This window comes from Aromatoleum anaerobium, from assembly GCF_012910705.2.
Taxonomy (GTDB): domain Bacteria; phylum Pseudomonadota; class Gammaproteobacteria; order Burkholderiales; family Rhodocyclaceae; genus Aromatoleum; species Aromatoleum anaerobium.
Genome location: NZ_WTVG02000040.1, coordinates 458,839 through 478,159, shown reverse-complemented (window position 1 = coordinate 478,159; position 19,321 = coordinate 458,839). Strand labels below are relative to the sequence as shown.

Genomic DNA, 19,321 nt, shown 5'->3' with positions numbered 1-19,321 from the left:
CTGAAGCGGCAACCGCCGGATGATTGCCGGCGGGTCTCCCGGGCAGGCCGGCTTTGCCCTTCACGCCGGAATCGCTTTCGCGCCGAGTATTCAAGCGGTAAAGTCGATCACAATGTTCAAAATATCGATACGGTTGGATTGCATGAATTGGATCGTTTCCTCGATACCGGGCCGGCTGCGGCTACGCAACCGGGCATTGCGCGAGCCTGATCGGCATGCTCGCCTGCAAGCCCTGCTGGAGGATCTCGACGGGACGCTGGCCGTCGAAGGCAGCATCAATGCCGGCAGCCTGTTGATGCGCTACGATGCCGCCCGGATCGACAGGGCGACGATGGAAGCGCGGGTGGTGGCTGCGGCCGAGAAGGTGCTGGGCGCCGCGGAGGCTGGGCGGGGCGCGCCGAAGGCAGTGCAGCCGGCTGCCCGCGAGCGCTGGACGCTTGGTTCGAGACGCGCGATGGCGCGGCGCCTCAATACCTACTCCAAGATCGGCATGCTCGGCAGTCTCGGGGCGTCGCTCGCACTGGCGGCGGTCGGGAAGAAGCACCTGCACGCGGCCACCGGAGGTTTGTTCACGGCCTTGCTCGCGATTCATATGGCCGTGCACCGGCGTCACTTACTGAAATAGCTTGAGATACCGTGTCGGAATCCACCATGGACGCATTCGATCAACTGCAACGCTTCACCGGCTACCTGCGTATCGCCCACCACATCCCGGGGCGCATACGCCTCAAGCTCGAGGGCGATCTGGACTCGGACCGGCTCGGGGCAATCGGTGACGCCAGACGCTTCGGCCGTGCGCTCGACGGCATTCCCGGCGTGCATTCGATCAAGCTGAATATTCTGGCCCGCTCCTGCACCATCGAATACGACACGACCACCATCCCCGCCGCCGCCTGGCCGGACCTGTTGAGTGGTGTGCGCTCGACCGCAGCGGAAACGCTGCTGGACATCCTGGTGACCAAGCATCGGGAGCTGCCTGGTGCGTAACTACGACGAAGCGATCCTGCGCAGCCGGCGAATCGACCGCGCCGCGCCGTTTGCGCCACTGCATCAGGGGCTGCGCATTGCGCTCTACGACGGATATGCGGCGCGGGCCTTTTACACCAAGATGGTCGAGGCGTTCGGGCCGCGTGCTCCGTTCGCCGATCTCGCCAAATCGGAAGAAAAGCACGCGGCGACCCTCTCCGCGCTCGCACGGCGCTTTGGCGTGCCGCTCCCGCTTGATCCATTTCCTCTCGAAACCGCCTTGGCGCCCGACTGGCGCGCCAACTGCGAGCGGGCGGTCGTCGGCGAGATCGAGCGGGCGCGCCTTTACGAATCCCTCCTGAAGGGAATCGCCGAGCCGGAAGTCCGCCGGACGTTCCAGCGTTTGCAGGCGAGCGCGCTCGAACGTCATCTGCCGATGCTGCAACGCGCCGTGGCCGACGCGCTCCGGCAGGAAGCGCTTCATGCGCAGCAGGGCGTGGCGCCCGAACAGGCGTACATCCAGCATGGTCTGTTCGCCGATTTTCTCGAGAAAACCTTCGCCGTGCTCGGGAGCCAGCACCGCGCCATCGGCGTCGTCGGCCCGCTCCTGCGCAACGCTCGCCCGGCGATGATCGCCGGGCTTGTGGCCGGCGGGGCAGGCGTGCTGTTCGTCAAGGGCAAGCGCAAACTCAACCAACAAGAAAAGGAGGGATGACATGTACCCCTTGCTTCCATTCGCCGTCGGTCTGGTGACCGGTGCCTTGGGCATCCGGCTGCTCAAGGCGGGCAAGACCCGCGCCACGCTCGACAAAGCCCAGGAGCGCCTGCGGGAGGCGACCGTATCGAGTCTTAGCGCGATCGAACATTCGTCGGCTCACTTGCGCGCCAAGCTCGCGGCAGACTCCGAACTGCCGCTCGAACCGGCAGCGCAAGCGCAAGCCGCGCCAACGGAGGCGGAGTCGAAGGTGCAGCCGGAGTCGAAAGTGACGCCGGAATCGAAAGCTGCTCCGCGCCGCAGGCGCAAGCCCGCGTCCCGTCCGACCGAACCCGCTGAGGCGCGCACGCAAGTCGAGAAACCCGACGAGGACCAGCCGTGAAGCGGCGCCGCCCCTATCCGGCGCCCGCGGCCGATCCCGCGTCGGCGAATTTTGTGCGCGGATTCGTCGCCACCGGCCTCCTCGCAGCGCTGCCGAGCGGGGCGGCAAGCACCACCGCGCCGAATGCCGGCAAGGCGATCCTGCGTCAGGCACTGCAAGGCGGAATCGCCCTTGCGGCAGGCGGGACGGCAGCGGGCGCCTTGCAGCGTCGCGATTACAGGACGGCCCTGATGGCTGTCACCAGCGGCGCGGCCGCGGTAGTTGCCGTCGATTACCTGTTGCGCAAACCCGCGCGCAAAGACAACAAGGAGAAGGCTCTTGGGCAAGAAAAAGCATAAGAAGGCGAAGCACCGCGACAAGGCGGCGGCTTACGCCGGTGGATCCTGGGGGGAACACCCTCATTCCAGCGGTTTTGGCGCGCAGGGCCATCACGCGGGCGGTTTCGGCGCCGGACTGGTCGACGAGGATTTCCTGCGCGGGCTTCCCGGGCGGCTCAAGTCGGGCCAGTACGAACAGTTCCTGCTGGGCGCGGTGATCGGGGCCGCGGCCGCGTATGTGCTGAGTGACGAGGAACTGCGCGCCAAACTGGTGAAGACCGGCATCAAGCTCTATTCGAATGTGGTCGGGGGCTTCGAGGAGATGAAGGAGCAGATGGCCGACCTCAAGGCCGAAGCCGAAGCGGAGCGTCGCGGCGACGCATGACTTCGGGTTCGTGGTTCGGCACGCTGGAACTGGCTCACCGCACGCGCGGGCGCGCGCGCTTTCGCTACCGCTGCCGGTCGGGCACGCCGACCGATGCCAGGACGATCGAGCGGGCGGCCGAGAACATCACCGGAGTGCTCGAAGCACGAGTCAATCGCGCGGCCCGTTCGCTGGTGCTGCACTTCGACGACAAAGAGGTCGAGCTCGAGAGCTTGCGCACCGCGCTTGCGGCCCTGTCTCCCCCGGTCCCGGCGGCGAGGGGTTCGACTGTTGTCGAGCAGGGCGGCCCGGCGCCCATGGTGGCGAGTCTGGCGACACTGGCCCTCACGCGTTATCTGCCGCAGCCGCTGCAGTTTCCGGTGGCGCTCGGGGCGGCCGCGCCGCTGCTCAGACACGCGCTGGAGGATCTCGTCGCCAACGGCATTTCGTCGCATGTGCTGGAGGCGATGGCGGTGTCGATCTCGCTGGCGCGCGGTGACTATACCGCTGCCAATACGACCACTTTCATGCTGGCGTTGGGGGAATACCTCGAGATTTCCATCGCCCGCCGTTCCGACGATCTGCTCAAACACCTTTTGCGCCCGGCAAGCGACCAGATATGGATCGAGCGCGGCGGGCAGGAAGTGCTGGTCGCGGCCGGCGAGGTCGTGGTCGGCGATACGGTGATCGTTGCCGACGGCGCTGTCGTTCCCGTTGATGGCACTGTGTTGGGGGGCGAAGCGACCGTCAATGAAGCGACGATGACCGGCGAGAGTGCCGCGATAGCCAAAGGGCGGGGCGACGCGGTTCTTTCCGGAACGCTGGTCGAAGAGGGGCGCCTGAGAGTGTACGCCGAACAGGTCGGCAGCCGCACTGCCGCTGCGCGCATCGCCGACTACGTCGAACAGTCGCTGACGGCGAAAAGCGCGGCCCAGCTCGACGCGGCGCGCCTCGCCGATCGCCTCGTGCCGATCGTGCTGGGGCTGGCCGGTGTCACCTATTTCCTTTCGGGCGACTGGCGGCGCGCCGCGTCTGTGCTGCAGGCCGACTATTCCTGCGCGCTCAAGCTTGCGACGCCGGTCGCTTTCAAGTCGGCGATGTACGGGGCGGGGCGTGCCGGAATCCTGGTCAAGGGGGGCAGCGCCCTCGAACGTCTCGCCGATGCCGACACCTTCATCTTCGACAAGACGGGCACGCTGACTGCAGGCACGCTCGCCGTGACCGACTCGATCGCCTTCGACAGTACCTACACTGCGGAAGACCTGCTGTGCCTCGCGGCTTCGGTCGAGGAGCACTACGTCCATCCGCTGGCGCACGCGGTCGTCGCCGCGGCGCGCGCGATACACGGACAGCATTTCGAGCACCAGGAAGTGCAGTTCATCGTCGCCCACGGAGTCGCCAGCGTCATCGAGGGTCAGCGCATCGTCATCGGTTCGCGGCATTTCGTCGCCGATGACGAAGGGATCGACATTTCGGCGCATCTCGAGACCGTCGACCGGCTTTACGAGGAAGGCAAGACGCTGCTCTACATCGGCTTCGGCGGCAGGTTCCTCGGCGTGCTGGCGCTGAAGGACGAAGTACGCGCCAACAGCGCGGCGACCATTCTCCGGCTGCGCGAGTTGGGCGCCAAGCGGATCCTGATGCTCACCGGGGACCACCGCGAGCGGGCGGAAGAACTTGCGGAACACCTCGGGCTCGATGGCTGCCATGCCGAGCTGCTGCCGCAGGACAAGGCGCGGATCGTCGAAGAACTCTCGCAGCAAGGGGCGCGTATCGCCTTCGTCGGCGATGGCATCAACGACGCACCGGCGCTCGCGGGGGCGCATGTCGGCATTGCCATGCAGAAGGGTGCGGATATTGCGCGCCTCACGGCCGACGTGGCGCTGCTCGAGGACGACATCGCCTGCGTGGCCGACGCCAAGGCCCTGGCGAACGGCACGATGGCGCTCATCGGTTCCAACTATCGACTGACGGTAGGGCTCAATACGGGCATTCTCGCCGCCGCTGCGGCCGGACTGTTGTCGCCGATCACCACTGCCATGCTGCACAACGGCAGCACGATCGCGATCCTGCTCAACGCCTTGCGCCGCAGTAGCGTCTGAACCGGCAGGAACGACACCCTGCCCGACGGTGGTTCGTTCGGAGGCAGCATTTTGCGTTTTCTTCGGAACTGGCTGGAGCCGCGGATTCTCGGCATAGTCGCTGCCGTGGCGTCCACGCTGTGGATCTTCATCGAGGTCGCTGAAGACGTCGTCGAAGGGGATACACGTGCGCTCGACAACGCGATCCTGGTGGCCTTGCGGGCGCCCGGGGAGCCGGATTCTCCGCTCGGACCGGCATGGATCGAGGCGGTCGCGCGGGACGTCACGGCGCTGGGCAGCTTCACCGTGCTGGGGCTGGTGGTCGCGGCCGTGACGGTCTTTCTCCTTCTGGCCCGGCGGCACCGCACGGCGATGTTCGTGCTGCTCGGCACGAGCAGCGGGACCCTGGTTTCGGTGCTGCTGAAAGGCGCTTTCTCCCGACCCCGGCCGGATATTTTTCCGCACGGCGACTTCGTCATCTCGGCGAGTTTTCCGAGCGGGCATGCAATGCTCTCGGCGATCGTGTATCTGACACTCGGAGCCTTGCTGGCGCGGCTGATGCCGCGGCGCCGACTCAAGCTCTACGTGATGTCGATCGCGCTGGCGCTGACCGTGATCGTCGGCCTCAGCCGCATCTACCTGGGCGTTCACTGGCCGACCGACGTTCTGCCGGGTGGGCGGCGGGGGCCGGGGGCGCTGGGATGGTGGGGCGCGGCGGAACTCGTGAAGCTCCGGAGCGGGGAGCGCGCGTGAAGGGCCGTTGTTTCCGCGACCGCCTCGGTTTCGCGCTGCACGGCCTGCAGCTCGCGATCAGTCGCGAAAGGAGCTTTCGCGTGCATGTCCTCGCCGGCGGGGGCGTGCTGATCATTCTGCTGCTGGCCCGGCCGCCGCTCGTATGGTGGACGGTGCTTGCGCTGACGGCGGGTTTCGTCATGGTGACCGAACTCGTCAATACCGCACTCGAGACGCTGGCCGATCACCTTCACCCGGAACGGCATCCGGAGATCGGCGCATGCAAGGACATCGCGGCAGGTGCGGTGCTTGTCGCCACCGCGACGGCGGTCGTCGTCGGGATCGTTTTCGCCGCGCAGTGGTTCCGCGGCTGGCCCTGAGGCTGAAGGCGGCCATCGGGTCGCGCTGCTCTTCAGTGCTCTTCGATGATGGCCGACAGCCGAGCGCAGGCGGGACGGTTGTGGCATAGTCGGCGTGCGGCAAGCTCGACCGCGCGAGCCCGCGTCCACCTTGTTTCAATCGGCCCGGCCGAACCAAAGGGAATCTCTTGGCAAAACCAAATTACCAGTTCGAAAAGCGCCAGAGGGATCTGGCGAAGAAAAGTCGGCAGGAAGAAAAACGCCGTCAGAAGCTCGCTGCCAAGGCCGGCGCTGGCGATGTTCCGGCCGACATCGACGAAGCGCCGTCGGCCGATGACGCCGGGGTGTCGCTCCCGCCCTCGAACGGCGGGACGGAGCCCGGCAGCACGTAACATCCATCCAGGGACGCCACCGAAAACAGCGGTCAGCGTCCTGCACTCCGCTGCCTCGCGCGCGCCCTCGGGCGCTTACTGCAACGGCGAGTGCCAGGCGAATCGGTACACCCGGGGTGGCGGCTCGCCGCCGCATCGCCCGTTATCCGCGTCGGATCCGACCAGAAACCATTCCGCGCGGGAAGTCTCGCCGAGCTTGTGCGCCTTGTCCTGCCGGAAGCATCGCGCCAGATCCCGGAGCGGAACGAGCGCGAACGATTGCGGATGGCTTCGCAGCCAGCCTGCGGCGTGATCCACCGTGACCTCCGAGTGGAAGCCGAAATGCACGATCGGCTGGCGTGCGAACAGCCAGTGCCCTTCGCGCCAGTCGATCAGCGCCAGCTCCGCCCCGCCCGTCAGTTCGGCCGCCTGGCGCATGATGGCTTGGTGGGGATTGAGGCCGTCGCGGACCGGTTCGATGAAACCTTCCACGAACCAGGCGGCGAACCAGAGCAGGGCGGCGCCGACAAAGAGCTTTCGTGCACGCGGGCGGCGGGCAAACCAGCGGCGCAGCAGCCACGGCACCAGTGGCGCGACCGCCAGCACCAGGCCGGGCAACGCCGGGTAGATATACAGCTTGCGCTTGCCGCTGCTCAGGCAGAAGAACAGCAGGACCAGCGCCACCCAGCCCAGCAGCACCAGCGTGCGGCCGTCCCGCTTCGCCAGCTGGCGCCGCCACGCCGGCACGAGCCACGGCAGCGCCAGCACGATCGGCAGCCAGTACTTGGGGATCACTTCGGCAAAGAAATACCAGAACGGCTCCTGGTGCGCCCACGCTTTCGTGTAGCGCTCGGCCGTCTGTCGCAGCAGGATCTCCTTGACGTACGCGAGACTGTCGGTGTCCGCCTGCAGCATCACCATGACGACCAGCGGCAGCAGCCACAGCGCTATCGCCGCCAGCGTCGCGGCGAGGCCCAGGGACCAGCGCACGCCCTGGCCCGGCATGCGGGTGACGCCCGACCAGCCGGCGTGCACGGCCCAGGCGTACGGAATCAGCATCAGGGCCGGCAGGAAGCCGACGCCCTTGCTGATGACGCCGAGTCCCATCGCGGCACACGCCACGTAGAACCACCCCCACGCCGGGCCGAGCATCAGATGGCGCACGAGGCCGTACACGGCGAGGACGATCCACAGGCACAGGAAACCGTCGATCTGCCCGACCCTCAGGATGCTGTAAGTCTGGTAGCTCGCGAGAAACAGCAGTGCGGCGATGATCCCGATGCGCCGGTGCCACAGGCGCCGCCCGAGATCGTACAGGCATGCTGTCGCGACCACGCCGGCGAGCAGCGCCGGGAGGAACAACGCGACCACGGGCGAGCCGGTGAGCTGAACGAACAGTGCCACCGTCCACATGAACAGTGGCGGTTTGTCCGGGTAGATTTCGGCGGCGCGATGCGGAATGAACCACGAACCGTCCTGCAGCATTTCCAGCGCGACGCCGAGGAAGCGCTCTTCATCGACGTTCAGCGGCTGCCGCAAGCCCAGTCCGGCGCCGACCATCAGCAGCGCCAGCAGCATCAGGCCGAGGAACTCGACACGCGGCGAAAAAGTGTTGCGCACTGCTCAACTCTCCTGTTCTTTTTGCCGCGCGATCAGCTGCAAATTGCGCAGGTAGACGATGAAGCCGAACGACTGCCCGACGATGAACACCGGATCTTCGCGGTGGATCGCGTAAGCCAGCAGCAGCGCACTGCCCACCAGGCTCAGGTACCAGAAGCCGACCGGAATGAGGCTGCGCTTCTTGTATTCGCTGTACAGCCACTGCAGCGCGAAGCGGCCCGTGAACGTCAGCTGGCCGGCGAAGCCGATTACCAGCCAGAGTGTTTCCCTGCCCATCTCAGCCCTCCGTTTCGGTCGCGACCGCATCCAGGCGGGTGCGCTTGATCAACCACCACACGCCGAACAGGTCGAGGATGCCGACCAGCGCCCGGTCGAGGTTTCCGTATTTGGAGGTGCCGGTTCTGCGCGGCCGGTGATTGACCGGATGAACCACCGTCCGCCCGTGGTGGCGCTGGATCAGCGCCGGCAGGAAACGATGCATGTGATCGAAGTAAGGCAGACGCAGGAATGCTTCCCGTTCGATGAGCTTGAGGCCGCAGCCGGTATCGGGCGTCGCATCCTTCAGCAGCCTGCTGCGCAGCCCGTTGGCCAAGCGCGATGCCCAGCGCTTGCTGGCCGTGTCGCGGCGATTGACGCGGTGGCCCGCCACCAGCTTGATGCCGCCGGGGCGGCCTTCGGTGCCGCGCACCAGCGCGAGCATGCCGGGAATGTCGGCCGGGTCGTTCTGGCCGTCGCCGTCGAGCGTTGCGAGCCAGTGACCGCGCGCAGCGAGCACTGCGTGGTAGAGCGACGTGCTTTGCCCGAGCGAGCGGGGATGGCTGAGGATGCGCAGCTGGGTGAAGCCGGCGCTTTTCAGCGCCCGCAGCTCGGACGCGCTGCCGTCGGTGCTGCCGTCATCCACGACGATGACCTCGTAGGCTTCGCCGGCGAGCGCAGTGCGCACTTCCTCCAGGAGTGGCGCAAGGTTGCCGGCTTCGTTTCTCGCAGGAATCAGGACGGAAACATAAACGTTATCGTGCATGGGTGACTCGATTGTTACCACAGGTTGTTGCCCCGCCAATCGGTGTGTCAAGCTGCCGACGAAGGCACGTCCGACATTCCGGCCGGGACGGGGCAATTTTTCGCAAGGAAATTTCCGGCTTCATGCGGGGGTATTATTTTACCCGGCTTGTGCATCGGTCCGGTCCGGCTGCTGCAGGCTCACCGGCTTTGCGTAGCCACGCCCGCGGTGTTTCCGAGCAGGCTCTCCGTAGCAGTCTGCACGAACGCGTGCAGCATGCTGCGCAGCTGCGCTTCGTCCGCGGCGTTGTTCACCCGCGTGCTGCCGGGGGCGTCGCCGAGCCGGTAATCATAGAGCCGCGGCGCCATTCCCTTTGGTTCGACGAGGATGCGGCTTCCCCTGAGGATTGCGACCGTCTGGTCGCTTCCCGACGGCTTGATGACGCCGATGCCTTCGTCTCCTGCCGGCAGGTTGAGCAGATCGCGTCCCCAGCACTGGTGGCGCACCTCGCCGCCGAAGCGTCCCATGATCGTCGGAACGATGTCGATCTGCGTTCCGACGGTATCGCGCCGCGTGCCGAAAGCCTGCTGGATGCCGGGTCCGATCAGCAACAGCGGAACGTTGAAGCGGTGCAGGTCCATCTCGGTGATCTGTTCCTCCGCGCCGAAGCCGTGGTCGCCGACAATGACGAACAAGGTGTCGCGAAAATATTTTGACTGGCGCGCTTTCTCGAAGAACTGCCCGAGCGCCCAGTCCGAATAGCGCATCGCGGTCAGATGCTCGTCGAGCGAACCGTGGCCGGTAGCCGGTTCCACGGGCAGCGTCTTCGGCAATGCGTACGGCGTATGGTTCGACAGCGTTTGCAGCAGCGCGTAGAACGGCTTTCCGGCAGGATTCTTCTGCAGTTCCTCGGCCGCGCGGTCGAACATGTCCTGGTCCGACACCCCCCAAGTCGGATCCGAAACCACCGGATTGACGTAGTCGTTTCGGCCGATGAAGCGCGTCATGCCCTGGTTGCTGAAAAAGCCGGACTGGTTGTCCCACGCGAAATCGCCGTTATACACATAGACGTCGTTGAATTCGCGCGCCCGCAGCAGCTGCGGGAGACCGGAAAAACGATGCCCCCCTTCGGGCATCTGCATCAGGTATTCGAAGCCGGGCAGGTTCGGGAAGCATGCCATCGTCGCGAACATGCCCTGGTGGGTGTGCGTGCCGTTCGAGAAGAAGCGCGTGAACAGCACGCCCTCGCGCGCGAGCCGGTCGAAATGCGGCGTGATGCCATCCTTGCTGCCGAGCGCGCCGACGTAATGCCCGGCGAAGCTCTCGAGCAGGATCACGACGACATTGCGGATCGGCAACGTGCCGGCGGCAGGCGGAGTGACGTCGCGGCGGATGTTCGCGCTCTCGGCATCGACGAGGCGGTCGCCCGGGGTCAGCAGCATGCTGCGCACGATCCGGGTTGCCTCGTGCTGCGGCATCGAGGCTTTCCACATCTTGTCTTCGGACTCGAAGAAGCGGCTCTTCGCCGCGGCGACGAGAGTGAGAGTGCCGTTGAGCCCGAGCTGGTTCGCGAACATCGAGTCGGTCGTATAGGCGTCGCCCCAGCGCAGCGGCGGTCCCTGGCGCAGCGTGCCGCGTGCGGCTACGACCGAAACCGCCAGGCACAGCACCAGCGCAAGCCAGCGCGGGGTGGCGCCGAAGCGGCGTGCACCGCGGGAATCATCGCGCCGGGGCGCAGTCAGCCGGTCGATGACGGCGAAGAGCCGGAACAGCCCCCAGCTTGCCAGCAGCCAGGCCGCCAGGTAGCGCAGCACCGGGAAGCCGTGCCACAGCATGCTCAGCACGGTGGCCGGATCTTCACGCAGGTACTGGAAGACCAGGCTGTTGAGGCGCTGGTGGAATTCCCGGTAGAAATCGAGTTCGATCAGGCCGAGGAACAGCGCAATGCTCGCCGTCGCTGTCAGCCACACCCTGTGCGCCCTTCGCGCTGCCATCGCCCGCACGGCCACCAGTGCCAGGATCAGCGGCGCGCAGAGATACACGACGAGCCGCAGGTCGAATCGCAGGCCGGTCAGGAAAGCTTCGGCGAAGGTTGCGATCGGTGTGTCGCCGATCAGCGCCCGGTTGTAGACGAGCAGCGCAATGCGCAGCGCGGCGAACATCAGCAGCAAGGCGATTGCGCACAGCGCCGTGAATGCGAGATGGGAGCCGAGCGTGGGCGGCCGGTTAAGCTGCTGCTCGGGAAGGGGATGGCACGGCGCCGAGATGGAGGGTGTCATCATCGTCGCCGATTCGGCTCGGAACGGACTTTGACTCCCGTGAGCATTGCCCCGATGAGATTCGTGCGTTCGCGGTGGCTCATGAAGACGGCGGCCGCGGCGTGCAGTCCGGCCAGGCCGATCAGCGTCGAGGCCAGGGTTGCGTGGAGATCCTGCAGCCATTCTTCGCCCCAGAAAGCGTCCAGGTCCTGCATGAAACCGGTGACCCCGAGGCCCAGCACAAGCGCCATCAGCGCGAGCATCATGACTGCGCCCAGCGGATTGTGGCCCGCGTGGAAGTCGGGTTCGCCGGAAACCAGCGTGCGCAGGTGATGCCGGATGGTGGATACGGTCGGAAAGAAGTCGGCAAAGCGCGCATGTCGCGAGCCGACGAATCCCCACACGATGCGGGCGCCGACGAGCGCGCTTGCGGCATAGCCGGTCCACTCATGGAGCGTCTCGCCGTCGTCGATGACGAAGAAGTTCAGGAATACGCAGGACACCAGTGTCCAGTGGAACACCCGCACAAACGGATCCCAGACGCGAATCGCCCTGGCAGGATCGGAATGGCTCATCGTCATCCTCTCGTCGACAGGGAGCCGGGCTCCGCGAGGGAGCCCGTCCCGCACGCCGTGAAAAGCGCGTCGTTCAGCGCTTGGTTTCAAGTACGGCCGCCGTGGCGGGGTCGAAGTAGATCTCGACCTTCTTGCCGTCCTTGTCGAAACCGTAGATTTCGTAGCACTTGCCCTTGCTCACCTTGAAGGTCTTGATCTGATAGCCCTGGGCTTCGAGGCGGGCCTTGAAGTCGGATTCCTTCATCCACTGTTCCTGCGGCACGTCGCAGGTCGGGCCAGCCACGGCAGCGGTGGCGGAAAGGGCAATGACGGTCGATGCGAGCAGTTTTTTCATATGCGCGTCCTGATTCCGTTGGCGTACCCCGGTCGGGGCACGGACGCAATTTAAACGCGCGAACATGAACAAAACCTGAACTGCGGTTCCGCGTTGCAATCGCTTTGGCGGGATTCAGGCGGGCACGAGGACGGCCGCGCCCTGTATCTGCCCGCGGCGCAGCGCGAGCAGCGCGTCGTTCGCGCGTTCGAGCGGAAAGCGCTCGATATGGGTATGGATCGGCGCTGCGGCGGCGATCTCGAGGAAACGCCTGCCGTCTTCACGCGTCAGGTTCGCCACCGAGCGGATGACGCGCTCGCCCCACAGAATTTCGTACGGAAACGAGGGGATGTCGCTCATGTGAATGCCGGCGCAGACGACCGTGCCGCCTTTTCTGAGCTGGCGCAGCGCCGCCGGCACGAGTTCGCCCGCGGGGGCGAAGATCAGCGCCGCGTCGAGTTCGTCAGGCGCGTTCTCGCCTGCGGCGCCGGCCCACGCGGCGCCGAGTTCTGTCGCGAATGCCTGACTCGCATCGTCACCGGCCCGCGTGAAAGCGTAGAAAGGCCGGCGCTGATAGGCGAGCACCTGCGCCAGGATGTGCGCCGCGGCGCCGAAACCGTAGAGGCCGACGTGTTGCGCGCTGCCCGCCATGCTCAGCGCGCGGTAGCCGATCAGGCCCGCGCACAGCAGCGGCGCGAGTTCGGCGGCGGGTTGCGAGTCCGGCAGCGCAAAGCAGAAGCGCTGGTCGGCGACGGTGTATTCGGCGTAGCCGCCGGGCAGCTGGTAACCGGTGAAGCGTGCGTCGTCGCAGAGATTTTCGCGGCCTTCGGCGCAGTATCCGCAATGGCCGCAGGTCCGGCCGAGCCACGGTACGCCGACGCGCTGGCCGGGCGCGAAACCGCTCGCCCCGGCGCCGAGCGCAACGACGCGCCCGACAATCTCGTGGCCCGGGATGACTGGCAGCCGCGGCTCGGGAAGTTCGCCGTCGACGAGGTGCAGGTCGGTGCGGCAGACCCCGCACGCTTCGACCCGCAGCAGAATTTCCCCGACGCCCGGCTGCGGCACCGGGAGTTCCGCAAGCCGCAGGGGCGTGTTTGGAGCGTCGAGAACCATCGCGCGCATGTCGGATTCCTCCCGAGGACAGGTTGATCGGCCCGAATGGAATCATAGCGCGCGACGCGACGACGAGCGCCGGCGCGTCCGCATGCGGTGCGCGGAAAGGATCAGGCAGCGGCGGTGCCGGGCTCCTGCAGCACGGCGGCCATCGCTTTCGCGACGTAATCGACGTTGCCGCGATTGAGGCCGGCGACGCACATGCGACCGGACTGCACGACGTACACGGCGAACTCCTCGCGCAGGCGATCGACCTGCGCAGGCGTCAGGCCGGTATAGCTGAACATGCCGCGCTGCTGGATGAAATAGCTGAAATCGCGCCCCGGCACGGCGCTGCTCAACACCTCGTAGAGCTTCTGGCGCATCGCCTTGATGCGCTCGCGCATCCCGCGCACCTCGCCGACCCACTCCTCGTGCAGTCCGGCGTCGTTCATGACCGCCGCGGCGACCCGGCCGCCGTGCACCGGCGGGCTCGAGTAGTTGCGGCGCACGGTGAATTTCAGCTGGCCGAGCACGCGTTCGGCTTCGTCGGCATCCTGGCACACGACCGACAGGCCGCCGCAGCGCTCGCCGTAGAACGACAGGTTCTTCGAGAACGAGTTGCTGACGAAGAAACTCACCCCGGCGTCGGCCATCGCGCGGATCGCGTACGCGTCGTCGTCGAGGTTGTCGCCGAAGCCCTGATAGGCGATGTCGAGGAACGGGATCAGCCGGCGCGACGCTGCCACCGCGATCACTTCCTGCCACTGTGCTTTGGACAGGTCGACGCCGGTCGGATTATGGCAGCACGGATGCAGCAGCACGATGCTCTGCGCGGGCAGCGACTGCAGCGTCGCGAGCATCTCGTCGAAGCGCACGCCGCCGCTCGCCGCGTCGTAGTACGGGTAGTCGTGTACTTCGATGCCGGCGCCCTCGAAGATCGAACGATGGTTGTCCCAGGTCGGGTCGCTGACCCACACTTCGCTCGCCGGAAAATACCGCTTGAGCAGGTCGGCGCCGACCTTCAATGCGCCCGAGCCTCCGATCGTCTGGATCGTCGCGATGCGGCCGGCGCGCAGCGCCGCGCTGTCCGCGCCGAACAGGAGTTTCTGCACGGCGGCGCGATAGTCGGCCGCCCCTTCCATCGGCAGGTAGGGGCGCGGGGCCGGACTCGCCGCCAGCGCCGCCTCGGCCTTCTCGACCGAGCCGAGCAGCGGGATGCGGCCCTCTTCGTCGTAGTAGAGCCCGATGCCGAGGTTCACTTTCTGCGGGCGCGGGTCGCGGTGGAAAGTTTCGACGAGGGAGAGGATGGGGTCGCCGGGATAGGCGTCGACGTGCTCGAACATGGGAAAGCAGGTCCTTTGCAGTGGTGGGTGGGATGGGAGGGATGGGAGATTATCGTGACCGGTGCCGCGCGCAAGTCAAACGAGCCCGCGGGTGCGCAGTTCGTCCTTGAGGTAGGCGTAGAAGATCGGCGCCGCGACGACGCCGGGCAGGCCGAAAGCAGCCTCCATCACCAGCATCGCCAGCAGCAGCTCCCACGCCTTGGCGCGGATCTCGCCGCCGACGATCCGCGCGTTGAGGAAATATTCCGCCTTGTGCACGCTGACCAGGAACGCCAGCGAACCGAGAGCGACCTGCGGCGAATGGGCGAAGCTGACGACAATGATGACGGTGTTCGAGATCAGGTTGCCGATGATCGGCAGCAGGCCGGCGATGAACGTCACCGCGATCATCGTCTTGACCAACGGCAGTTGCACGCCGAGCAGCGGCAGCACGGCCAGCAGGTACAGTCCGGTGAAGAAGGCATTGATGGCCGAAATCTTCACCTGCGCGAAGACGATGCGGCGGAAAGCGTCGGCGAGCCGCCCGGCCCGCTCGCTCAGCGCGCGGGCGAGCGGCGCATATTCCTGGCCGGCCTGCAGCTCGTGCAGCGAAACCATGGCGCCGATGATCAGGCCGACGACGATGTGGGCCATGACGACGCCCGCGTCCTTGCCCACGCCTCCGACTTCGATTGCATGTTCCCGCAGCCAGCGCGAGATCGCTTCCTTGATCGGATCGACGCCGTTCGGAAAGTGGTCGACGACCCATGGCGGCACCGATTCGCGCAGCCCTTCGATGATCGCCGCCATGCGGGTCAGCAGGTTGGCGAGATCGCCCGCGTCGCTGCGGAAAAAAGCGACCACGCCGAGGACCATCGCCACCACCGCGATGGTGGCGACTCCCACGACCAGCACCAGCGCCGCCGGCTTGCTCCGCCGCCCCGAGAGCTGCTTCGGCAGCCGCGGGGCGAGCAGATGGACCAGTTCGTGAACCAGCAGCCCGGTCAGCAGCGCCGGCAGCAGGTCCAGGCGCAGCACCAGGAAAAGGGATACCGCCGACAGCACCCAGGCGGCGATCAGCGCGTAGCGTTCGGTCAAGATCGAAACCGGTCCCTAGTGCCGGGGCGCGCTGGCCGCGGTCCGCTTCATCCGCGGCCTCCACGCCGCGTCAGCAGCAACCCGCACTCCAGGTGCCGGGTGTACGGAAACTGGTCGAACACCGCGGCGCCGGCGATGTCGTGCGTCGCCTGCAGCGCGGCGACGTTTTCCTGCAGGGTCTGCGGGTTGCAGGAGATGTACAGGATGCGGTCGAAACCGCGCGCGAGCTCGACCGTCGGCGCGTCCAGTCCGCTGCGCGGCGGATCGACGAACAGCGTCGAGAACCCGTAGCCGTCGAGGTCCACGTCCTTCATGCGCCGGAATTCCCGCGTGCGGACGAGCGCGGCGCTGATCTCGTCGCTCGACATGCGCACCATCGCGACATTGTCGATGTCGTTCGCGGCGAGGTTGTAGTGCGCGGCCTCGACCGACGTCTTGCTGACTTCGGTGGCCAGCACTCGCTCGAACAGCGGCGCCAGCGCGACGGTGAAGTTGCCGTTGCCGCAATACAGTTCCAGCAGGTCGCCGCCGGAGCCGCGCGCCTGTTCGCAGGCCCAGCCGAGCATCTGCCGGTTTACGCCGCCGTTGGGCTGCGTGAAGCTGCCTTCGATCTGCTTGTATCGCAACTCGCGGCCATCGAGCGCGAACTGTTCCAGCACCCAGTCGCGCTCCAGCACGATCTTCTGCTTGCGGCTGCGCCCGATCAGCTGCACGCCGAGTTCGACCGCCAGTTCCCGTGCCGCCGCTTCCCAGCTTTCGTCGAGCGGCCGGTGGTAGATCAGGCTGATCATCAGCTCGCCGCTGAGCGTGGCGAGAAACTCGACCTGGAACAGGCGGCGCTTCAGGGTTTCGCTCGCCTGCAGCCGTTCGCGCAGGCGCGGCATCGCCGCACAGATCGATTCGTCGGCGATGTCGAACTGCTCGATCGCGATCGGCTGCTTCGGCTTGGCGGGGTCGAACATTGCATAATCGACGCGCTCGCCGTCGTGCCACATGCGGAACTCGGCGCGCAGCCGGTAGTGCAGCGGCGCGGAGGGGAAGACCGCCGGCTCGGGGACGGCGAAGGGTGCGAAAGCCTGTTTGAACTGCGTCACTTTGTCCGCGAGCTGCGACGCGTACTCGGCGGGGTCGATGGCGGGTAGGGGCATGAAATCCGTGGGTATTGCCAAGGGTGTTGCGGTGTCTGTGAGGGCCGTTTCCGGGCGAAGCGCGCGAAACGACGAAAAAGCCGCGATGCCCGTTAGTCCGGGTCCTCGGCCGAGGACGAAATATACCCTTGTCCGTCGCGGCACGCCGGAACGGCGTAGGCTTGCGCAATGAACGACGCAACTTCGAGTCCTTTTTTCCTCGATCAGGAGCCGCCGGAGTTTGAAGTCCTGATCGAGATTCCGAAAGGCAGCTTCGTAAAACGCGGTTCGACCGGTCACGTCGACTTCATCTCGCCGCTGCCCTGCCCGTTCAATTACGGCTCGGTGCCGGCCTACATCGGGTGCGAAGGCGATCTGCTCGACGCGCTCGTGCTCGGGCCGCGCCTGCCGCTCGGCAGCCGGGTGGTGACGAAGGCCTGGGGCGCGGTGATCCTGAGGGACCGCGGCATGACCGACGACAAGCTGGTGTGCGCTGCGCATCGCCCGAGTTCGACCGAGTGCCGCGCGGTGCTGCGTTTCTTTCATCTTTACGCCCGCTGCAAGGGGCTGCTGAACCTGTGGCGGGGCCGGGCGGGGCGCAACGCCTGCGAAGGCTGGTGCGAAGCCGCCGAAGCAATCGGCCGTGCGCGGCCAAGAGACGGGATGTGGAGCGGGCCGGTGATCGGGTTCTGATCTTGCAGCGGTGTGTTTTCGGAACTGCCGGCGCAGCGCGCCGTCATTACGTCGAGCCGAACTGCCCGATCGCCGGGCTGTATGGGAGGAAATGTTGACCCAGCCACAGTCCCTTCACCCGCTGCCTCCCGCGCCGCCGCCGGCCGCCGATCTGCGGCAGTTGCCGATCACCGTCGTGATGAATGCGGGCTCCGGCCGCGAGGACAAGTCCGAAGCCGGCGCGGCGATCGAGAAGGTGTTGAGCGCGAGCGGCCGCGACGTCGAGCTGCTGATCGTGAAGCAGCCGCGGGAACTGTCCACGCTCGTTCGTCGGGCGGCTGAGCGGCGGCCCGGCATCCTCGCAGCGGCTGGGGGCGATGGCACGCTCAACGCGGTCGCTTCGGTCGCGTACGCGCGCAATTTGCCGTTCGCGGTGATCCCGCTCGGCACCTTCAACTATTTCGCGCGCGAACTCGGCATTCCGCTCGATCCGGCGGCCGCGGCGCAAGTGGTCGTGGAGGGGTCGATCCGCCGCGTCGCGATCGGCGAGGTCAATGGCAGGGTCTTCCTCAACAACGCGAGCATCGGACTGTACCGGCGCCTGCTCGAATGGCGTGAAGTGCACAAGCGCCGCTTCGGGCGCAACCGCTTCGTCGCGTTCGTCTCCGGCCTCGTCACGCTGATGCGCGAGCACCGTCCATATCGCCTGGCGCTGCAGATCGACGGCCACCCGCTGACCTTGTCGACGCTGACGGTGTTCTTCGGCCGCAACGCGTTGCAGATGGAGCAGCTCGGCCTCGACGAGGCGGTGTGCGTTGCGCGCGGCGAACTGGCGGTGCTCGCGCTGCGGGAGGTCGGCCGCCACGACCTGCTGGCGCTGGTGCTGCGCGGCGCCCTGGCCCGCCTCGAAACCGCCGAAAACCTGCGCCAGTATTGCGCGCTGACGGTGCACATCGAGCGGCTCGACGAGGGCACGCGGCATATCCGCGTCGCGCTCGACGGTGAACTCATCGACTGCGAGCTGCCGCTCGTCGTGAGATCGGTGCCGGAGGCGTTGCAGGTCCTCGTGCCGGCAGTGCCCGAGGTGCGCGCGTGATGCGGCTCGCCCATATTTCGGACCCGCATTTCGGCACCGAGGACGCGCCGGTCCGCGACGCGCTGCGTGAGGACCTGCTGCGCGAAGCGCCAGACCTCATCGTGCTGACCGGCGACATCACGCAGCGCGCCCGGCAGGCGCAATTCCGCGCTGCACGCACCTTCCTCGACAGTCTCGCGCCGCTTCCGGTGCTGGCGCTGCCCGGCAATCACGATCTGCCGCTGTTCGACCTCGTTACCCGCTTCACCGAGCCTTATCGCTATTACCGTCGCCACATCTGCGCGTCGCTTTCCCCGCTGTGGCGGGGCCGTCGTGTCGCCGTCGTCGGCGTCAATTCGACACGCATGCTGCGCCACAAGCATGGCGAACTGCCGGCGCCGCTCGTCGATGAGGTCGCCCGTCAGCTTGCCGCCCTCGGCGAGGCTTTCAAGGTCGTCGCGCTGCACCACCCGCTGGAGATCATCGAACCTTCCGACCGGCGCAACCGCGTGCGCGGTGCCGACGCGGCGCTCGCGGCCTGGATCGCAGCCGGCGCCGACCTGTTTCTCGGTGGACACATCCATTTGCCGTACTGTGTGGCGACCGGCGACGGCTCTCGCGAGGCGCTGGTGCTGCAGGCCGGCACGTCGATGTCGACGCGGCGTCGCAACGGCCGGCCCAATTCGTACAATCTGGTGCATTTCGCGCCGCCCGAGCCGGGCGCCAGCCGGACGGGCGTGCGGCGCATCGAAATCGAAGAGCGGGATCACGACGTCCGCATCGGGCGTTTCACGGTTGTGATGCGGCGCGAGGCGGTGTGCACCGGAGCCGGCTGGAGCCTGCTGTCGCAGGGCGCCGTTCCGCTGGCGGGTTGAGCGG

Annotated in this window: 23 protein-coding genes; 13 read left to right on the top strand and 10 right to left on the bottom strand. The window is 66.6% G+C overall.

The genetic code is table 11. The features are described 5' to 3' along the window. Window positions 1-142 precede the first annotated feature (142 nt). From GO606_RS17765 to GO606_RS17720, 10 genes are all read left to right on the top strand, one after another. On the top strand, window positions 143-625 hold the full coding sequence (locus GO606_RS17765; protein WP_169120036.1) for an HMA2 domain-containing protein: 483 nt from the start codon (window positions 143-145) through the stop codon (window positions 623-625). Window positions 626-651: 26 nt separating this feature from the next. Then, entirely contained in the window at window positions 652-987 is a 336-nt protein-coding gene (locus tag GO606_RS17760; RefSeq protein WP_169120038.1) for an HMA2 domain-containing protein, read from the top strand. Continuing rightward, entirely contained in the window at window positions 980-1,681 is a 702-nt protein-coding gene (locus GO606_RS17755; RefSeq protein ID WP_169120040.1) for a ferritin-like domain-containing protein, read from the top strand. The genes GO606_RS17760 and GO606_RS17755 overlap by 8 nt, the downstream gene beginning before the upstream one ends. 1 nt (window position 1,682) lies before the next feature. Further along, window positions 1,683-2,063 carry a hypothetical protein gene (locus GO606_RS17750; protein ID WP_169120020.1) on the top strand — a complete coding sequence of 127 codons (381 nt, stop codon included), beginning with the start codon at window positions 1,683-1,685 and terminating at the stop codon, window positions 2,061-2,063. Then, window positions 2,060-2,401 carry a hypothetical protein gene (locus GO606_RS17745; RefSeq protein WP_169120042.1) on the top strand — a complete coding sequence of 114 codons (342 nt, stop codon included), beginning with the start codon at window positions 2,060-2,062 and terminating at the stop codon, window positions 2,399-2,401. The genes GO606_RS17750 and GO606_RS17745 overlap by 4 nt, the downstream gene beginning before the upstream one ends. Continuing rightward, window positions 2,382-2,765: a YtxH domain-containing protein gene (locus tag GO606_RS17740; RefSeq protein WP_169120044.1), complete on the top strand. Its 384-nt coding sequence runs from the start codon at window positions 2,382-2,384 to the stop codon at window positions 2,763-2,765. Before GO606_RS17745 ends, GO606_RS17740 begins: the two co-directional genes overlap by 20 nt. Continuing rightward, window positions 2,762-4,846 carry a heavy metal translocating P-type ATPase gene (locus GO606_RS17735; protein WP_169120046.1) on the top strand — a complete coding sequence of 695 codons (2,085 nt, stop codon included), beginning with the start codon at window positions 2,762-2,764 and terminating at the stop codon, window positions 4,844-4,846. The genes GO606_RS17740 and GO606_RS17735 overlap by 4 nt, the downstream gene beginning before the upstream one ends. Before the next feature lie 51 nt (window positions 4,847-4,897). Then, window positions 4,898-5,578, top strand: a complete 681-nt coding sequence (locus GO606_RS17730; protein WP_246979721.1) for a phosphatase PAP2 family protein — start codon at window positions 4,898-4,900, stop codon at window positions 5,576-5,578. Beyond that, window positions 5,575-5,937 (top strand): diacylglycerol kinase, encoded by a 363-nt coding sequence (locus GO606_RS17725; protein ID WP_169120412.1) that lies wholly within the window; start codon window positions 5,575-5,577, stop codon window positions 5,935-5,937. The genes GO606_RS17730 and GO606_RS17725 overlap by 4 nt, the downstream gene beginning before the upstream one ends. A 167-nt stretch (window positions 5,938-6,104) precedes the next feature. Beyond that, window positions 6,105-6,308: a hypothetical protein gene (locus GO606_RS17720; protein WP_169120414.1), complete on the top strand. Its 204-nt coding sequence runs from the start codon at window positions 6,105-6,107 to the stop codon at window positions 6,306-6,308. A 75-nt stretch (window positions 6,309-6,383) separates the two neighbouring features. Here the strand turns inward: GO606_RS17720 and GO606_RS17715 are convergent, their stop codons facing one another. From GO606_RS17715 to trmA, 10 genes are all read right to left on the bottom strand, one after another. Next, window positions 6,384-7,907: an ArnT family glycosyltransferase gene (locus GO606_RS17715; RefSeq protein WP_246979720.1), complete on the bottom strand. Its 1,524-nt coding sequence runs from the start codon at window positions 7,905-7,907 to the stop codon at window positions 6,384-6,386. Window positions 7,908-7,910: 3 nt separating this feature from the next. Continuing rightward, window positions 7,911-8,183 (bottom strand): lipid-A-disaccharide synthase N-terminal domain-containing protein, encoded by a 273-nt coding sequence (locus GO606_RS17710; protein WP_169120416.1) that lies wholly within the window; start codon window positions 8,181-8,183, stop codon window positions 7,911-7,913. A 1-nt stretch (window position 8,184) separates the two neighbouring features. Beyond that, complete coding sequence (locus GO606_RS17705; RefSeq protein ID WP_169120418.1) at window positions 8,185-8,928, bottom strand: glycosyltransferase family 2 protein; 744 nt, start codon at window positions 8,926-8,928, stop codon at window positions 8,185-8,187. 179 nt (window positions 8,929-9,107) lie between these two features. Beyond that, window positions 9,108-11,189: an LTA synthase family protein gene (locus tag GO606_RS17700; protein WP_246979719.1), complete on the bottom strand. Its 2,082-nt coding sequence runs from the start codon at window positions 11,187-11,189 to the stop codon at window positions 9,108-9,110. Continuing rightward, the gene (locus tag GO606_RS17695) at window positions 11,186-11,740 is read right to left on the bottom strand and encodes a cytochrome b/b6 domain-containing protein (RefSeq protein WP_169120420.1); all 555 of its coding nucleotides are present in this window, start codon (window positions 11,738-11,740) and stop codon (window positions 11,186-11,188) included. The genes GO606_RS17700 and GO606_RS17695 overlap by 4 nt, the downstream gene beginning before the upstream one ends. A gap of 73 nt (window positions 11,741-11,813) precedes the next feature. Then, the gene (locus GO606_RS17690) at window positions 11,814-12,074 is read right to left on the bottom strand and encodes a PepSY domain-containing protein (protein ID WP_169120422.1); all 261 of its coding nucleotides are present in this window, start codon (window positions 12,072-12,074) and stop codon (window positions 11,814-11,816) included. Between the two features lie 114 nt (window positions 12,075-12,188). Then, window positions 12,189-13,175, bottom strand: coding sequence for a zinc-dependent alcohol dehydrogenase family protein (locus tag GO606_RS17685; RefSeq protein ID WP_169120424.1), 987 nt, complete (start codon window positions 13,173-13,175; stop codon window positions 12,189-12,191). Between the two features lie 101 nt (window positions 13,176-13,276). Further along, the gene (locus GO606_RS17680) at window positions 13,277-14,491 is read right to left on the bottom strand and encodes an amino acid aminotransferase (RefSeq protein ID WP_169120426.1); all 1,215 of its coding nucleotides are present in this window, start codon (window positions 14,489-14,491) and stop codon (window positions 13,277-13,279) included. A 75-nt stretch (window positions 14,492-14,566) separates the two neighbouring features. Beyond that, window positions 14,567-15,568: an AI-2E family transporter gene (locus tag GO606_RS17675; protein WP_211166697.1), complete on the bottom strand. Its 1,002-nt coding sequence runs from the start codon at window positions 15,566-15,568 to the stop codon at window positions 14,567-14,569. A gap of 47 nt (window positions 15,569-15,615) precedes the next feature. After that, window positions 15,616-16,716 (bottom strand): tRNA (uridine(54)-C5)-methyltransferase TrmA, encoded by a 1,101-nt coding sequence (gene trmA, locus GO606_RS17670; protein WP_169119115.1) that lies wholly within the window; start codon window positions 16,714-16,716, stop codon window positions 15,616-15,618. Window positions 16,717-16,884: 168 nt separating this feature from the next. Between trmA and GO606_RS17665 the strand changes: the two genes are divergently transcribed. From GO606_RS17665 to GO606_RS17655, 3 genes are all read left to right on the top strand, one after another. Continuing rightward, window positions 16,885-17,388 (top strand): inorganic diphosphatase, encoded by a 504-nt coding sequence (locus tag GO606_RS17665; protein WP_169119116.1) that lies wholly within the window; start codon window positions 16,885-16,887, stop codon window positions 17,386-17,388. A gap of 91 nt (window positions 17,389-17,479) precedes the next feature. Further along, complete coding sequence (locus tag GO606_RS17660; RefSeq protein WP_169119117.1) at window positions 17,480-18,463, top strand: diacylglycerol/lipid kinase family protein; 984 nt, start codon at window positions 17,480-17,482, stop codon at window positions 18,461-18,463. Beyond that, window positions 18,463-19,317: a metallophosphoesterase family protein gene (locus GO606_RS17655; protein ID WP_169119118.1), complete on the top strand. Its 855-nt coding sequence runs from the start codon at window positions 18,463-18,465 to the stop codon at window positions 19,315-19,317. The genes GO606_RS17660 and GO606_RS17655 overlap by 1 nt, the downstream gene beginning before the upstream one ends. Window positions 19,318-19,321 lie beyond the last annotated feature (4 nt).

Excerpts from the sequence above, each read along its gene's own strand:
- trmA (WP_169119115.1), bottom strand. The coding sequence starts at position 16,716 with ATGCCCCTACCCGCCATCGACCCCGCCGAGTACGCGTCGCAGCTCGCG.
- GO606_RS17680 (WP_169120426.1), bottom strand. The coding sequence starts at position 14,491 with ATGTTCGAGCACGTCGACGCCTATCCCGGCGACCCCATCCTCTCCCTC.
- GO606_RS17735 (WP_169120046.1), top strand. The coding sequence starts at position 2,762 with ATGACTTCGGGTTCGTGGTTCGGCACGCTGGAACTGGCTCACCGCACG.
- GO606_RS17765 (WP_169120036.1), top strand. The coding sequence starts at position 143 with ATGAATTGGATCGTTTCCTCGATACCGGGCCGGCTGCGGCTACGCAAC.
- GO606_RS17685 (WP_169120424.1), bottom strand. The coding sequence starts at position 13,175 with ATGCGCGCGATGGTTCTCGACGCTCCAAACACGCCCCTGCGGCTTGCG.
- GO606_RS17705 (WP_169120418.1), bottom strand. The coding sequence starts at position 8,928 with ATGCACGATAACGTTTATGTTTCCGTCCTGATTCCTGCGAGAAACGAA.
- GO606_RS17660 (WP_169119117.1), top strand. The coding sequence starts at position 17,480 with ATGTTGACCCAGCCACAGTCCCTTCACCCGCTGCCTCCCGCGCCGCCG.
- GO606_RS17750 (WP_169120020.1), top strand. The coding sequence starts at position 1,683 with ATGTACCCCTTGCTTCCATTCGCCGTCGGTCTGGTGACCGGTGCCTTG.
- GO606_RS17665 (WP_169119116.1), top strand. The coding sequence starts at position 16,885 with ATGAACGACGCAACTTCGAGTCCTTTTTTCCTCGATCAGGAGCCGCCG.
- GO606_RS17695 (WP_169120420.1), bottom strand. The coding sequence starts at position 11,740 with ATGAGCCATTCCGATCCTGCCAGGGCGATTCGCGTCTGGGATCCGTTT.
- GO606_RS17655 (WP_169119118.1), top strand. The coding sequence starts at position 18,463 with ATGCGGCTCGCCCATATTTCGGACCCGCATTTCGGCACCGAGGACGCG.
- GO606_RS17700 (WP_246979719.1), bottom strand. The coding sequence starts at position 11,189 with ATGATGACACCCTCCATCTCGGCGCCGTGCCATCCCCTTCCCGAGCAG.
- GO606_RS17760 (WP_169120038.1), top strand. The coding sequence starts at position 652 with ATGGACGCATTCGATCAACTGCAACGCTTCACCGGCTACCTGCGTATC.
- GO606_RS17690 (WP_169120422.1), bottom strand. The coding sequence starts at position 12,074 with ATGAAAAAACTGCTCGCATCGACCGTCATTGCCCTTTCCGCCACCGCT.
- GO606_RS17710 (WP_169120416.1), bottom strand. The coding sequence starts at position 8,183 with ATGGGCAGGGAAACACTCTGGCTGGTAATCGGCTTCGCCGGCCAGCTG.